We start from the raw sequence: 15,547 nt of genomic DNA, 5'->3' as shown, positions 1-15,547 counted from the left end.
GATCACTCTCCGAGTGTCGCCGCGTCAGTCGCGGCCACTTGCAGCAACAATCCCTTGCGCGCCACCACGCGCACCGATTGCCCGGTTTGCAGCGGGGTGGCGCTGAGCACTTGCCAGCGTTCGCCTTGCAGTTGCACCCAGCCGTTGCGGGCATCGTCCGGTTGCACCGTGGTGATTGCGGTCACACTGCCGAGCAGGCCGGCGTCGCCACTGACGGCGTGGCGCGGTCGGGTTTTCAGGGCGCGGATCAGCAGCGCGATCAACAGCAGGGCGCTGATCAGACCGAGGCCGATCATCATCGGCACCGGCAGTTCGGCGTTGCTGAGGATCAGCGCGCCGATGACGAACATGATGATCCCGCCCAGGCCGATGACGCCGTAATTGGGCAGTGCGGCTTCGGCGATCAGGAACACGATACCCAGCGTGATCAGCCACAGACCTACCGGGCTCATGGCTGGCAATGAGGTGTCGGCGGCGAGTGCGGATGTGCTTGTCAGCAGGAGCAGGGCGAAGGCACAACATCGGCTGTTCACGTGACTCTCCATGAGCGTCAGTGGCGGGTTCTTTCAGTCTAGTTGAGGGTTGGGCTGGATGAATTTTGATCAATGTGCGGATGTGTCCGGTGAGCGGATTTCCCTTCGCCAGCGGCCCGCCGAACTAGACTCAAAAACACAGCAACAACCTTCCGCGCGACACCGAGGTGCATCATGCGAATGGCAAAAAAGGTGCAAAGCAGCCTGACCCGGGCGCACTGCGAATACGACATCGTCGCCCACCGGCATTCATCGAGCAGCCTGGAAACCGCACGAGTCGCCGGGGTGCCCGCCGAGCGCGTGGCCAAATCGATCATCCTCGACGACCACCACGGGCACTACCTGATGGCCGTGCTGCCGGCCAGTCGTCACCTGGACCTGAGCAAGGTGCGCCTCAGTGGCGAATGGCAACTGACCCGCGAAAGCAATCTGGCGCACATCTTCGACGACTGCGAACGCGGCGCGGTGCCGCCGCTGGGCGATTCCTACGGGCTCGACATGGTCATCGACCCGCTGCTGACCCGGCAGAAGGATATTTACCTGGAGGCGGGCAACCACAACTATCTGCTGCACATGAGCATGCCGGAGTTTCTGAAAATGGTGCCGCATGCCGAGGTGCGGGAGTTGAGTGATTAGGTTTTGTGGTGCCGGCACTGAGGCCTTCGCGAGCAGGCTCGCTCCCACAGGTTGATCGCATTCCCCTGTGGGAGCGAGCCTGCTCGCGAATAATCTTCCACACACCCCATTTTTGAAGGAGCTCAGCAATGGAGCAACCAACCCACAGTCTCCCATCCCTGTTCAAACAACTCGGCCTGGACAACGACCCGACCAGCATCGACCAATTCATTGCCACCCATTCCCCGCTCAAACCCGACCTGCATTTGGCTGATGCGTTTTTTTGGACGGAGAGCCAGTCGCAGTTTTTACGGGACGAGATTCTGGATGACGCCGACTGGGCGGAGGTGGTGGATCAGTTGGATGTGTTGTTGCGAAAGGGCAGAAGCATGTAAAAAAAATTGTAGGAAAAGGCTGAAATGTAAAAAAAACATGCGCGGTGTAAAAAAAACTGGGCTTTAATCGTCGCAGTGAATTTTTTATGTGGACGATGACGATGCCAACTGTTGGATATGCCCACCTGCGTGATGCGCTGAAGCTTAATGCATTTGTCCCCAAGCGCATTGCGATGATCAAACCGGTTACCCGGATTACCTTGATCGGTGAGTGTCTAGCGGTTCCAAACGGCGTCGCGCCGGCACAGGGTTCGACACTTGAGCACATCTTGTTTGCTCTGAAGCATGAGGGAATAAACCTGTGCATTCTTGCTCAGGCGCTTGAAACCGTTGAAGCGGACGAGTTGCTAGGTGAGTTGAGCCGATCACCTAACGGGGTATTTATCCGCAAGGCCTGTTTTCTTTGGGAAAGTTTCACGGGCAAACAGCTGGAATATTCCGTACCGGTTCGGGGCAACGTTGTCGCTTTGTTTGATCCCAAGCGTTATGTCACCGGGCCTGCAATTCGAAATAGTCGTTGGCGGGTAGATTTTAACGGGTTGGGGTCAATGCGTTACTGCGCCACAGTCGAGCGTACGACGGAGCTGCAGGCGCTGCTTGATCTGGACATCCTTGGTCGAGCCCAGGCTTTTATGGCGACGTTGCCGCCGGAAATGATGGATCGGGCAATCAATTGGGCCTATCTGCATGAGACCCGCGATTCTTTCGCCATTGAGAAAGAAGAGCCCAACGAAGAAAAGTCGCGACGTTTTGTTCGGCTTCTCCGCCAAGCCCATGAGCGAACAGAGTTGAGCGAAGACTATTTGGTCGAGTTGCAGAACAGTACGGTTTCCAATCCTTTCGATAAAGCTGTGCTTTTCCGTCATGAACAGAACCATTTACACAACGGCTTGAGAGGCGCAGCTGGCGTCAGCTATGTCCCGCCTCCACCGCAATTGTGCAGGGAGTTGATGGACGAGTTGATGAGTTTTGCCAATCACTCAGCCAAGCAGGTTGATCCGTTGACAGCTGCAGCGGTTGTGGCTTTCGGGTTTGTCTTTCTTCACCCGTTCATGGATGGCAATGGTCGACTTTCACGTTTCCTGATTCACCAGACGCTTTGCCACTCTGGCGCTCTAAAAAATGGTTTGTTGTTACCGGTTTCCGTAGCGATGAAACACGAAGAGTCTGGCTATCTCGAAGCGTTAAAGGAGTTCTCGAAACCAGCAAGAGAGTTCTGGAATGTCACTTGGCTGGACGCTGATCAGATGGCTTTCGATTTTATTGGGCACGACTCAATCTATCGATTCTGGGACGGGACTCAATGTGCAGAATTTACCTTGCAGATGGCCTTGCGAGCATTGGAAGTGGAGTTGCGCGAGGAGACCGAGTTTCTTGAAAAATACGACTACGTCATCAAAGAGGTGAATGGGCGTTTTGACGTACGGGGGAGCGACCTCTCGAAACTGGTAATGATGTGTCTGGACAACGGTGACAAAGTTTCAAAGCATCGACGTAAGCAGTTCCAGTTCAGCGTGCCGGAGGAGGTTTTCGATTTCATTGAGCAGATAGCGGGTGATTTCGATTCGGTAGGCTAACCCTGAACAGGCAATTTGTTTCAAAACTTGACTGAAATTCCCCTCCAATGCGATATTGATAGTTAGCAAACTAACAGTGTGCATTTCCCCGTGCCGAACGATCTCGACGCTCTCCAGATGAACATCAGCAGTGCCATGGTGGTGGCCGCCAGGCATTGGCGGAAGATCTGCCAGACCACGCTGGTCAACTATGGAATCTCTGAAGCCTGCGCGGTCCCGCTGCTAATGATCGGGCGTCTGGGTGAGGGCGTGCGCCAGGTACAGGTGGCGCAGGCGGCCGGAATGGAGAGTCCGTCGCTGGTGCGTCTGCTCGATCAGCTGTGTCATTCCGGCTACGTCTGCCGCACCGAAGATGCCCAGGATCGCCGGGCCAAATGCCTGAGCCTGACCGACACCGGTCGTGAACTGGTGCAAGCGGTCGAGATCGAACTGGTGCGCTTGCGTCACGAGGTGCTCGAAGGCATCGAGCAAAGCGATCTGGAAGCTACGCTTCGGGTACTCAGAGCTTTTGAGGCGGCCAACCCGCCATGGGTGGTTAATTCTTGAACGGTTTTTTCTCCGGCATTCCGCCGGCCCGTGACTGGTTCTACGGGGTGCGGACTTTTGCAGCGTCGATGATCGCGCTGTACATCGCCTTGCTCATGCAAATGCCGCGTCCGTATTGGGCGATGGCCACGGTGTATATCGTCTCCAGCCCGTTTCTCGGGCCGACCAGTTCCAAGGCCTTGTACCGCGCCATTGGGACTTTTCTCGGTGCCGCGGCGGCGGTTTTTTTCGTGCCGATGTTCGTGCAGAGCCCGTATGTGCTGGTGGTGGTCATCGCGCTGTGGACGGGCATTTTGTTGTTCCTGTCCCTGCAACTGCGCACGGCCAACAACTATGCATTGATGCTCGCCGGTTACACCCTGCCGCTGATTGCCTTGCCGGTGGTGGATAACCCGCTGGCGGTGTGGGACGTGGCGGAAGCGCGGACCGAAGAGATTTTCCTCGGCATCGCCGTGGCTGCGGTGGTCGGCGCGATGTTCTGGCCACGCCGTCTGGCGCCGGTGTTCAACGACGCGGTGAGCAAGTGGTTCGCCGACGCGACGACCTACAGCCTGAAATTTCTCAGCCGCGACGTGCAGCCCGAAGAAGTCACTGCGCTGCGCATGGCCATGGTTGCCAACTTCAACAGTCTCGAATTGATGATCGGCCAGTTGCCCCACGAAGGCGCACTACCGCAAACCGTGCGCAACACCAAAGAATTGCGCGGGCGCATGATTCATCTATTACCGGTGATCGATGCGCTGGAAGATTCGCTCTACGCCCTAGAGCGGCGCACACCAGAGCTGGTGGAAAAATTCGCACCGCTGCTGGCTGCAACCCGCGAATGGCTCGCTCATCAGGACGCCGATCTCGACCGCTGGCAAGCGCTGAAAGATCAGCTCGAAGCCCTGCAACCGAGCGTCGAGGCGCTTGAGGATCGCAGGCAATTGCTGTTCTCCAACTCGATTTATCGCCTCGGCGAATTCATCGATTTATGGCAGGACTGTCGCAGTCTGCAGGACGCGATTCTCTGCGAGCGCCAGGACAGCTGGCGTGCGGTCTACCGTCACTGGCGCCTCGGTCGTCTGACGCCGTTCATTGATCGTGGGCTGATGCTCTACTCGGCGGCCTCGACCGTTCTGGCGATCATCACCGCCTCGGTGCTGTGGATTCTGCTCGGCTGGCCGGACGGCGGCAGCGCGGTGATTCTCGCCGCGGTGGCCTGTAGCTTCTTCGCCTCGATGGACGACCCGGCACCGCAGATTTACCGGTTCTTTTTCTGGACTGGCATGTCGGTGTTGTTCGCCAGCCTTTATCTGTTTTTGATTCTGCCCAACCTGCATGACTTCCCGATGCTGGTGTTGGCGTTTTCCATCCCGTTCATCTGCGTCGGCACCCTGACGGTACAGCCGCGGTTCTTCCTCGGCATGCTGCTGACGCTGGTCAACACCTCCTCATTCATCAGTATTCAGGGCGCTTACGATGCGGATTTTTTCGCCTTCGTGAACTCCAACCTCGCGGGTCCGTTAGGGCTGTTGTTCGCGTTTATCTGGACGCTGGTTGCACGCCCGTTCGGCGCCGAACTGGCGGCCAAACGCCTGACCCGCTTCAGCTGGAAAGACATCGTCCACATGACCGAACCGGCCAACCTTGCCGAACACCGCAAATTGGGCGTGCAGTTGCTCGATCGACTGATGCAGCACTTGCCGCGTCTGGCCCTCACCGGCCAGGACACCGGCATCGCGATGCGCGAAGTGCGCGTCGGCCTGAACCTGCTCGATTTGCTCGCCTACACCCCACGGGTGACCGGCGCGCCGAACGCGCTGTTGCAGCAAGTGGTCAGTGAAGTCGGCGAGTATTTCCGCGCCTGCCTCAAGGCCGGCGAACGCTTGCCGGCGCCGGCCCCGCTGCTGATGACTCTGGATCGCACCCGTCGCGCACTCAATGGCCACGGCGACGATGAAACCCGTCTGAACCTGTTGCACGCCTTGAGCGGTTTGCGTCTGGCGTTGCTGCCCGGCGTCGAATTCGTCTCCAGCGCCGACTCCGAAGAACCGCTGCCCGATGGAGCGCCCCTATGATCGGTGATCTGGACATCAGCGGCATTTTCCTGCCGACCCTGCTGGTGTTGATGGGCATCACGTATGTGCTGTTTTTGCTGGTGCATGCCGTGCTTACGCGCGTGCACTTTTACCGTCTGGTCTGGCACCGGGCATTGTTCAACGTGGCGCTCTACGCGGTACTTCTGTACGGCGTGGACTCACTCAGTCGATACCTGATGACATGAAAAAACCGTTTTTGACCATCGGTCGCGTAGTACTGACCCTGCTGATCGTGACTTTTGCCGTTGTCCTCGTCTGGCGCATGGTGATGTATTACATGTTCGCGCCATGGACCCGCGACGGCCACATTCGCGCTGACATTATCCAGATCGCCCCGGACGTGTCCGGGTTGATCCAGCAGGTTGAAGTGAAAGACAACCAGTTGATCAAGCGCGGCCAGGTGCTGTTCAGCATCGACCAGGATCGCTTCAAACTGGCCTTGCGTCAGGCCAAAGCGGCTGTGGCTGATCGCGAAGAAACCCTCGCTCAGGCCCAGCGTGAAGCCAAGCGTAACCGTGGCCTCGGCAATCTGGTGCCGGCCGAGCAACTGGAAGAAAGCCAGTCGAAGGTCGCCCGCGCGCAATCGGCGCTGGCCGAAGCTATGGTCACGGTGGACAGCGCTCAGCTCAACCTCGACCGCTCAGTGATTCGCAGCCCGGTGGACGGCTATGTCAACGACCGCGCGCCGCGTCCGCAGGAATTCGTCACCGCCGGACGTCCGGTGTTGTCGGTGGTCGACAGCAACTCGTTCCATATCGACGGCTACTTCGAAGAGACCAAACTTGACGGCATTCATGTCGGCCAGTCGGTGGATATCCGCGTGATCGGTGACCGCGCCAAGCTGCGCGGGCATGTCGAAAGCATCGTTGCCGGTATCGAAGACCGCGACCGCAGCAGTGGCAGCAATTTGCTGCCGAATGTCAACCCGGCGTTCAGCTGGGTGCGGCTGGCACAGCGGATTCCGGTGCGGATTGCCTTTGATGATGTGCCGGAAGATTTCCGCATGATCGCCGGGCGCACTGCCACGGTGTCGATCATCGATGACGCAAAAGTCGACGATAAAAAGCAGGAGCCCGCGCAATGAGCAGGGCGCTGATGATCGCCGGGTTGGGCGTGATGCTATCGGCCTGTCAGATGGTCGGGCCGGATTATCACGTGCCTGAGGAGGCAGCGGTTCAGCGCAAGGATTTTCAGGGTGAGCTGGCGGTGGCGGGTAAACCGGTGGTGTCGGCGCCGGTGCCGGCGGATTGGTGGCGGCTGTATAAAGACCCACGCCTCGATCAACTGGTGCAGCAGGCCATGGCTTCCAACACCGATTTGCGCGTCGCCGCCGCCAACTTGCAGCGCGCTCGCGCCCAAGTCGACGAAGCCGAGGCCGCTGGTGGCTGGAGTGCTGGCGTGAAAATGGGCGCCCAGCGTTTGCAGGAGTCCGGACAGGCGTTCTTGTTGCCGGAGAAAGTGCCGGTGGACAACGTTGGCGATATCGGCATCAGCGCTTCGTATCAGTTCGATCTGTGGGGCACGTTGCAGCGCGGCATCGAAAGCGCCAAAGCCAACGCCGACGCGACCCAGGCCGCCGCCGACACCGCACGCATCACCTTGGTGGCCGACGTAGTTCGCGCCTACACCCAAGTCTGCGCGGCCAACGAAGAGCGCGAAATCGCCCAGCACTCTCTCGACCTGCAATCGCAAGGCACCACGCTGATTCAGCGTTTGCGCGATGCCGGCCGTGGTGATGAAACTCAGGTGACTCGCTCGCAAACCCAATTCAAATCCCTGCGCGCCGAACTGCCGCGTTATGAAGCCGCGCGTCAGGCCGGGCTGTTCCGTTTGTCGATGTTGCTGGCGAAACCGGTTGATCAGTTGCCCGCCGGTACCGCGACCTGCGCCGAGTTGCCGAAAATCGCCCAATTGGTGCCGGTCGGCGATGGCGCTGCGCTGCTCAAACGTCGCCCGGACATTCGCCAGGCCGAACGTCGTCTGGCCGCTTCGACCGCCGGGATCGGCGTCGCCACTGGCGAGTTGTATCCGGACATCAGTATCGGCGCGACCATCGGCACTGTTGGTCTTATCGATGACTTGGGTGATCCGTCGACCAACCGTTGGGGCTTCGGCCCGTCGCTGAGCTGGAAAGTCCCGACCAACGGCGCCCGTGCGCGCATCCGTGAAGCCGAAGCGACCACCCAAGGTGCGCTGGCGCATTTTGACGGTGTGGTGCTCAACGCCATTCGTGAAACCCAAACCGGCCTCGCCCAGTACAGCGCACTGCTGCAACGTCGCGATGCGCTGGCCGATGCCGAGCAGTCGGCGAAACTGGCAGCAGACCAGACCCACCGCTTCTTCCAGGCCGGCCGCGAGTCGTTTCTCGCCGACCTGCAAGCGACCCGCACCTACACCGATGTCACCGCGCAACTGGCCGCCGCCAACACCCAGGTTGCGATGAGCCAGATCGATTTGTTCCTCGCCTTGGGCGGCGGCTGGGAAAGCGGACGAACGCACGCTCCAAGCCCCAGCAAACCCTGAGGCCGTTGCTATGCTTTGAAGTGTTGGAAGGGCGCCCCGTGCAAAGCACCCTTCCAGCGCACATTGCTAGCGCTGGTCTAGGGGAAACCAATAATGAAAAACCCTTACGCTCTCGGCTTCTGGTGCGCCCTCGCAGCGCTGGTGCTGCTCTCGGCCACCTATTTCTACGGCATCATGCTGGCCCACCAGATCGACAAGGCCATGGTTTTCCTCGACAGCGCCGTCGCGCTGATTGCGGTCATGGCAATCGTCGTGGTCGCCTGGGCGTCGCTCCAGGTGCAGCGGGTGAAGAAACGTCAGCTTGAACAGGGCAAAACCCTCGTTCTGATCTGGGACACCAAGGTCGCCCTGCGCCGGGTCGAAACCGTGTTCGACCGGTATTTCTGGGGCAGTTACTGGCAACCGGGGCGAACCTTCGCCGAAGTCATGGGCGAACTCACCGGCACGCCGCTGGAAAAAAGCCTCGAAGCGCTGAAAAAACAGTGCCTGGAGCTCGACAAGCAGATTGATGGCGAGGGCTGGCACTGGCTCAACAATGCCCGTGAACTGTCCGATGTCGCTACGGCCATGGCCCGTGAGCGCTATCAACTGGATTTCTGCGATCCGCGCGCCGATGGGCCGGGCGGGGCGGTGATCGATCGGGACTTTGAAGTGCTGGTGTATACCTGGACCGCGCGGCTGAAAAGCTTTGATCATCAGCTGGATGAGATTGAGGTTCAGTATTCCTGAATCTCGCTGAATCGACCGGCCTCATCGCGAGCAGGCTCACTCCTACATTTGGAATGCGTTTCCCTGTAGGAGTGAGCCTGCTCGCGATAGCGTCCTAAAAAACAGCGAAACTCTTCCAGCCTAGCGATTGTCCATTCCCCCCATAGACACTCTTTAACCTTTAAACATTGGGCCGTCTTGCGCGCCCGGTGCTAATCTCCATCGCTGAATTCAGCGCAGTCGAGCCGCGACCCGGTCACGGGTTCAGGGAAGACGACCACACTCACAGCCACGGAAATCGATCAGGTCATTCATGAATAAATCAGCAGGCGTGCTTCTCGGAATTGTTGTTGCCATCGGCGCGATCAGCGCAGGCGGGGCCTGGTACACCGGGACCAAGATCGAAGGCGTGTTGAACAACGCCGTCAGCAATGCCAACCAAGAGCTGCAAACCGCGATGGCCGGCTCCAACGGCAGCGCGTCGCTGGAGTTGGTGTCGCTGGAACGCCATACCTTCACCAGCACCGCGCACTATCGCCTCAAGGGTGAAGGCGAGATGTTTGGCGACAAACCAGTCGAATTGCTCTTCGTTGACCACATCGAGCATGGTCCGTTGCCGTTCTCGCGTCTGGTTTCGCTGAAATGGCTGCCGGTCATGGCCACCAGCAACTATGAGCTGGAAAAGAATCCGGCCACCGAGAAATGGTTCGCCGCGACCAAGGGCGCCGCGCCGCTCAAAGGCGTAACCAGCATCGGCTACGACGAGTCCACCACCAGCACCCTCGATCTGCTGCCGTTCGAAACCGCACTGGATGAGCAGTCGAGTCTGAAGTTCTCCGGCCTGACCATGAACATTTCTGCCAACGCCAAAGCGCAGAAGGTCAAGGCGGACGGCTACATGGACAACCTGAAACTGGTCACCGTCGCTGAAGATCAGGCGCCGGTGCAGGTCGAACTCAACGGTCTGACCCTGGCCAGCAACCTCGCCAAGAGCAGCTATGGCTACTACACCGGGGAAAACACCCTGGTGCTGACCAACAGTAAAACCACTTTCGGCACCAAGCAGTCGGTCCTCGGTGTGAAGAACTTCGAAATGAAGAACCTCACCGAAGAAAACGGCAGCAATGCCTCGGGCCGCGCTGACTACAAGGTTGGCGAAGTCAGCCTGAACGACAAGAAAATCGGCTCGGCCAATATGGCCATGAGCCTGAAAAACCTCGACATCCCGTCGACCATGTCGCTGATGCAGATCTACCAGACCAAATTGCAGCCATACGAAAAAGCCGCCGCCGAGGCAGCAGCCCAAGGCCTGCCAGCGCCGGAGCTGAACCTGACCGAAGCGGAAAATGCGCAGGTCAAAGCCGATCTGCAAAAACTGCTGGCCGCCGGCCCACAGTTCGCGCTGGAAAACCTCTCGTTCAACACCGCCAACGGCGAGAGCAAGGCCAATCTGGTGATCGACCTGACCAAGCCGCAATCGTTGGACTTGCCGCCGGATCAACTGGGCAAACAACTGATTGCATTGCTTGACCTGAATATCCAGGTATCGAAGCCGATGCTGGTTGATCTGCTCAGCGTGCAGGCGCAACTCGACGGTCAGACCGATGCCAAGGCTATTGTCGATCAGTCCAAGGAAGCCGCCGACATGTTCGCCGGCATGGCGGTCGGTTCGCAGTTGGCCGTCGTCGACGGCACCAACGTCGTGACCAAGCTGCATTACGCCGCCAATCAGGTCGAATTCAACGGCCAGAAGATGACCGTCGAGCAGTTCGTCGGCTTCCTGATGAGCAAGTTCGCAGGCGTCACGCAAGTGCAGTAATCCTGCGCTTTAAATAGCAACGCCCGGCCTCCGTATTGCACGGACGCCGGGCGTTTTGCTGTCTGGTGTTCGGGTTTTTGGCGTTCCGGCTAAGCCGTCGCGAGGATTCTGAACAATTATTGTGTTGTGGATCCTGGTCAACGCTTGCGTGCAAGACTGCCTGACTAAGCTTGGCCGTTGGATGTGCATTGGCGGCCACCGTTACGAATGGGCAAGGAGGGCATTGCGACCCGGCTGGCCATGTAAGGATGCTGACGAATGCCGCGTATTGATGTTCCTGTATTACATCGTGGTTTACGCCCTTTGTTCCGAGTCGCGCTGTGCAGCCAGTTGCTCTGGCCGGCGATGGCGTTTGCCGACACACCCTATGATCAGATGGTGCGCGACGCCCGTGCCGGGCAAACCACGCCGGCGCTGACGGTTTTGCGTCAGGTGCCACCGGGTCAGTCGACGATCGGGCAGATCAGCGATCACCTGCAAATCGCCAGTTGGGCCGGCCTCGATGCCGAAGTGGTGCAGGTTTATGAAACCCAGGGCCGCGATCGCGTCCTGCCGGTTCAGGCGCTGACCGCCACCGCCCGCGCCTATCGCAACCTCAAACGCTGGGATCAAGCCACGCAGGTCTACAACAAGGCCCTGGCGCTGGAGCCGGATAACGCCGACCTGCAACTGGGCCTGGCCCTGACCCAGGCTGACGCCGGCAAGCCCGACGAAGCGGTGACTCGTGCCAAAGCGCTGGTGGTGGCCAAGCCTGATGATCCTTCCCGCCGTCTGGCGCTGGGCTACGCGTTAACCCGCGCCGGCAAACAGTACGACGCCCTGTTCGAATACGATCAAGCCTTCAAACGCGCCGGCAGCAAACCGGAAGTCGCCCGTGAATACGTGGTCGCTCTGCAAAAGGCGCGTCTGCCGGAACCGGCGCTGCGTCTGGCCAATCAGCGTCCGGGCCTGATCGATCCGGTCACGTTGCGTCGCCTCGAAGGTGATCTGGCCGCCGAGCGTGTGCGTCTCGCCGAGCTCGCCACTCGCAGCGAAAAAGAGCGCTACGTCATCACCGATCGCGCGCTGGCCGATTACGACAAGCTGCTCGCCACCTGGACCCCCGACTCGACCCCCCACGACGACGTGATTCGCTGGCGCATTGACCGCATGGGGGCGCTCAAGGCCCGCGCACGCACCGCCGACGTCATCACCGAGTACCAGAAGCTGCAAGCCGAGGGCGTGAAGGTTCCAACCTACGCGTTGCGCTGGGTAGCGGCGTCGTATCTGGATCAGCGTGAACCGGAAATCGCCACGGACTTGTATCGCCAGGTGCTGTCGGCGCCGGACGCTGATGTCGGTGATCGCCTCGAAGACACTACCGCGCTGTATTACGCATTGCTGGAAAGCGACCGCGCCGATGAAGCGCGCAAAGTCGCCGAGGACGCCGCCAAGTCCCAGCGTCCGCGTGTCGAACTCAAAGGTTTGCCCATCGGCAACCCCAACCATGAATGGATGGACGCCCAGCAGTTGGCCGCGCAAGCCGGGACCTATGGTTCCGACCTGCCCCACGGCGAAGAACGCTTGCAAACGCTGGTCGATCAGGCGCCCGGCAATGTCGGCCTGCGTCTGGCTCAGGCCGACCTGTATCTGGCGCGGCAATGGCCGCGCCGCGCGGAAATCCAGCTCAAGGAAACCGAGAGCATGGTGCCGCGCGCCATGGGCCTGGAAATCGGCCAGGCCCACACGGCCATGGAATTGCAGGAATGGCGGCAAATGGATGCGCTGACCGACGATGTCGTCGCACGCTATCCGGATAACCGCCAGGTGCAGCGTCTGGCTCGCGAGCGCGAAGTCCATGACATGTCGGAACTGCGCGTCGAAGCCTATGGCGGCAAGGCCAATGGTGGCGGCAGTGGCGATGCCGGCGCCGTCAGCGGCAGCCGCGACTTTGGCATCCAGACCACCTTGTACAGCCCGCCGATGGATGAAGACTGGCGCGTGTTTGCCGGGGCTGGCTATGCCACCGGCGACTTCGCCGAAGGCACCGGTCACCACCGCTTCCAGCGTGTCGGCCTGGAGCGGCGCACCCGCGACATGACCCTCGAAGCGGAAGTCTCTAACCATTCCTACGGTTTTGGCGACAAACAGGGCGCGCGTCTGGCGATCGCCCGCGACATCAACGACCACTGGCAGTACGGCGGCAGCCTCGAATACCTCTCGGCCGAGACGCCGTTGCGCGCACTCAACAGCGACATCAAGGCCAACGGCGGCAGCGGTTTCCTCCGCTGGCGCGCCAACGAAAGCCGCGAGTGGAAACTGTCCGTCAGCCCGTCGCATTTCAGCGACGGCAACAACCGCGTCGAAGCCTTGCTCACCGGTCGCGAGGGCGTCTACAGCTCGCCGAACGTGCAGGTCGATGCGGGTCTGGAAGTCGGCACCAGCCACAACTCCAAGTCCGATGACGTGCCGTACTTCAACCCCAAATCCGACTTCAGCGTGATGCCGCTGGTCAACGTCAATCACGTGCTCTACCACCGCTACGAAACCTCCTGGAGCCAACAATTCCAGGCCGGCGCGGGCACGTACAGCCAGCGTGATCACGGCACCGGCGGCATGGCGTTGCTCGGTTACGGCCAGCGTTATGCCTGGAACGACGTGTTCGAGGTGGGCGGCTTGTTCAGTGTGATCAACCGGCCTTACGACGGTGATCGGGAGACCGATCTGCGTCTGCTCGTCGACCTCACTTTCCGCTTCTAGAAGAGTTTGAAGATGCCTTTGATTTCGCGTTTCATCCTTCTGCTGGGAGCGCTGCTGGTCAGCGCCTGCGCCCAGCAAGCTCCGGCCTTCGCGCCGCCGTCCGAGCGTCCGCTGGCGGCCAGTGAAAAACCGTGGCCGAAAAATCACGTGCTCGGTATCGCCTATCACGATGTTGAAGACCGCGATCCCGATCAGGCCGTGGTGGCGGTGCGCACCGAGCGCATGATCGAGCAGCTCGCCTGGTTGCGCGAGAACGGCTACAAACCGGTGACCGTCGACCAGATCATGGCCGCGCGCAAGGGCGGCCCGGAGCTGCCGGCGAAAGCGATCCTGCTCAGTTTCGACGACGGTTATGCGAGCTTCTATACTCGCGTGCTGCCTGTGCTGCGCGCCTACAACTGGCACGCCTTGCTGGCCCCGGTCGGCGTCTGGATCGACACGCCACTCAATCAATCGGTGGATTTTGCTGGCGCCCCGCGCGCACGTTCAGACTTCCTGACCTGGGACCAAGTGCGCGAGATCTCGCAATCCGGTCTGGTGGAAATCGCCGCGCACACCGACGCCAATCACAAAGGGATTCTGGCCAACCCGCAGGGCAATATGCAGCCGGCGGCGGCGACCCGACGCTACGATCCAGTGACCAAGCGTTATGAATCCGAGGCCGATTTCCAGGCGCGGATTCGCACCGACGTGAACGCCATCTCGGAAAAAATCCGCAAGGTCACTGGCAAGAAACCGCGTATCTGGGTCTGGCCATATGGTACGGCGGACGGCACTTCGCTGACCGTGGTCGGCGAGGAAGGCTATGAGATGGCCCTGACGCTGGACGACGGCCTCGATGCCCTCGACAACCTGATGAGCAGCCCGCGCTTCCTGGTTGCCTCCGATCCCGACGGCGAGGTTTTCTCCAATAGCATCGTCGACGTGCAGTCGGATTTCGTCATGCGTGTGGTGCATGTTGATCTGGATAACGTCTACGACCCGGACCCGGCACAACAGGACATCAACCTCGGCAAGCTGGTGCAGCGCATGGCCGACATGGGCGCCAACACGGTGTTCCTGCAAGCCTTTGCCGATCCGCAGGGCGATGGTCTGGTGCACTCGCTGTACTTCCCCAACCGTCACTTGCCGGTACGTGCCGACATTTTCGACCGCGTTGCCTGGCAACTGCGCACTCGCGCCAATGTGAAGGTGTTTGCGTGGATGCCGGTGCTGAGTTTCGGCCTTGATGCGAAGCTGCCGCGTGTAACGCGCTGGGATCCGAAAACCGGCACCACCGCAGTCGATCCGGATCAGTACAAACGACTTTCACCGTTCGATCCGGAGGTGCGGCGGATCATCGGCGAAATCTACGAAGACGTGGCACGGCTGACATCGGTCGACGGCATCCTCTATCACGATGATGCGGTGCTTTCAGACTTTGAAGACGCCAGCCCCGAAGCCTTGAAAGCCTACGCCGCCCACGGTTTGCCGGGTTCGATTGCCGCGCTGCGCGATGATCCTGCAGCGATGCAGCGCTGGACGCGCTTCAAGAGCAAATACCTCATCGACTTCACCAACGAGCTCACCGCCAAAGTCCGCGCGATTCGTGGCCCGCAGGTGCTGACCGCGCGCAACATCTTCGCCGAGCCGATGCTCAATCCCGAGAGCGAAGCATGGTACGCACAGAACCTCGACGACTTCCTCGTGACCTACGACTGGACGGCGCCGATGGCCATGCCGCTCATGGAAAAACAAACCCAGGCCGAGTCCGGCCCGTGGCTGGAAACCTTGGTGCAAACCGTCAGCAAGCGCCCCGGAGCCCTGAACCGCACGGTGTTCGAATTGCAGGCACGGGACTGGACGAAAAAGGACCAGGCCGACATCGACGGTGCGCATCTGGCGGACTGGATGGGCCGTCTCAAGCGTCAGGGCGCGACCAGTTTCGGTTACTACCCGGACAACTTCCTCGACAACCTGCCGGACCTGAAAACCGTAAGGCCTGCACTCTCCAACAAATGGAATCCATAAC

At 60.0% G+C, this 15,547-nt stretch carries 13 protein-coding genes; 12 read left to right on the top strand and 1 reads right to left on the bottom strand.

Translation table 11 applies throughout. From position 1 onward, the window contains the following. Positions 1-2 precede the first annotated feature (2 nt). Positions 3-533: an NfeD family protein gene (locus GTU76_RS19980; protein ID WP_016983936.1), complete on the bottom strand. Its 531-nt coding sequence runs from the start codon at positions 531-533 to the stop codon at positions 3-5. A 174-nt stretch (positions 534-707) separates the two neighbouring features. Here GTU76_RS19980 and GTU76_RS19975 point away from each other — a divergent pair, with 174 nt between their 5' ends. From GTU76_RS19975 to pgaB, 12 genes are all read left to right on the top strand, one after another. Then, entirely contained in the window at positions 708-1,169 is a 462-nt protein-coding gene (locus tag GTU76_RS19975; protein ID WP_016983937.1) for an aminoacyl-tRNA deacylase, read from the top strand. A gap of 128 nt (positions 1,170-1,297) precedes the next feature. Beyond that, the gene (locus GTU76_RS19970) at positions 1,298-1,543 is read left to right on the top strand and encodes a DUF2789 domain-containing protein (RefSeq protein ID WP_175552834.1); all 246 of its coding nucleotides are present in this window, start codon (positions 1,298-1,300) and stop codon (positions 1,541-1,543) included. 86 nt (positions 1,544-1,629) lie between these two features. Then, positions 1,630-3,120, top strand: coding sequence for a Fic family protein (locus GTU76_RS19965; RefSeq protein ID WP_016983938.1), 1,491 nt, complete (start codon positions 1,630-1,632; stop codon positions 3,118-3,120). A gap of 117 nt (positions 3,121-3,237) precedes the next feature. Further along, complete coding sequence (locus tag GTU76_RS19960) at positions 3,238-3,666, top strand: MarR family winged helix-turn-helix transcriptional regulator (protein ID WP_038367319.1); 429 nt, start codon at positions 3,238-3,240, stop codon at positions 3,664-3,666. Beyond that, positions 3,663-5,726 carry an FUSC family protein gene (locus GTU76_RS19955; protein ID WP_180699404.1) on the top strand — a complete coding sequence of 688 codons (2,064 nt, stop codon included), beginning with the start codon at positions 3,663-3,665 and terminating at the stop codon, positions 5,724-5,726. The genes GTU76_RS19960 and GTU76_RS19955 overlap by 4 nt, the downstream gene beginning before the upstream one ends. Further along, positions 5,723-5,932: a DUF1656 domain-containing protein gene (locus tag GTU76_RS19950; RefSeq protein WP_007917703.1), complete on the top strand. Its 210-nt coding sequence runs from the start codon at positions 5,723-5,725 to the stop codon at positions 5,930-5,932. The genes GTU76_RS19955 and GTU76_RS19950 overlap by 4 nt, the downstream gene beginning before the upstream one ends. After that, positions 5,929-6,831: an efflux RND transporter periplasmic adaptor subunit gene (locus tag GTU76_RS19945; protein WP_180699403.1), complete on the top strand. Its 903-nt coding sequence runs from the start codon at positions 5,929-5,931 to the stop codon at positions 6,829-6,831. The genes GTU76_RS19950 and GTU76_RS19945 overlap by 4 nt, the downstream gene beginning before the upstream one ends. Next, positions 6,828-8,270 carry an efflux transporter outer membrane subunit gene (locus GTU76_RS19940; protein WP_180699402.1) on the top strand — a complete coding sequence of 481 codons (1,443 nt, stop codon included), beginning with the start codon at positions 6,828-6,830 and terminating at the stop codon, positions 8,268-8,270. The genes GTU76_RS19945 and GTU76_RS19940 overlap by 4 nt, the downstream gene beginning before the upstream one ends. Before the next feature lie 93 nt (positions 8,271-8,363). After that, the gene (locus tag GTU76_RS19935) at positions 8,364-8,999 is read left to right on the top strand and encodes a hypothetical protein (RefSeq protein WP_016987623.1); all 636 of its coding nucleotides are present in this window, start codon (positions 8,364-8,366) and stop codon (positions 8,997-8,999) included. Positions 9,000-9,291: 292 nt separating this feature from the next. Then, complete coding sequence (locus tag GTU76_RS19930) at positions 9,292-10,797, top strand: YdgA family protein (protein WP_180699401.1); 1,506 nt, start codon at positions 9,292-9,294, stop codon at positions 10,795-10,797. A gap of 258 nt (positions 10,798-11,055) precedes the next feature. Beyond that, complete coding sequence (gene pgaA / locus GTU76_RS19925) at positions 11,056-13,536, top strand: poly-beta-1,6 N-acetyl-D-glucosamine export porin PgaA (protein ID WP_180699400.1); 2,481 nt, start codon at positions 11,056-11,058, stop codon at positions 13,534-13,536. 12 nt (positions 13,537-13,548) lie between these two features. After that, positions 13,549-15,546 (top strand): poly-beta-1,6-N-acetyl-D-glucosamine N-deacetylase PgaB, encoded by a 1,998-nt coding sequence (gene pgaB / locus GTU76_RS19920; protein WP_180699399.1) that lies wholly within the window; start codon positions 13,549-13,551, stop codon positions 15,544-15,546. The last annotated feature ends 1 nt before the right edge of the window (position 15,547 follow it).

This window comes from Pseudomonas crudilactis, from assembly GCF_013433315.1.
GTDB lineage: Bacteria > Pseudomonadota > Gammaproteobacteria > Pseudomonadales > Pseudomonadaceae > Aquipseudomonas > Aquipseudomonas crudilactis.
Note: the sequence above shows the minus strand (reverse complement) of the source record. Positions and strands in the feature narration are given on the sequence as shown.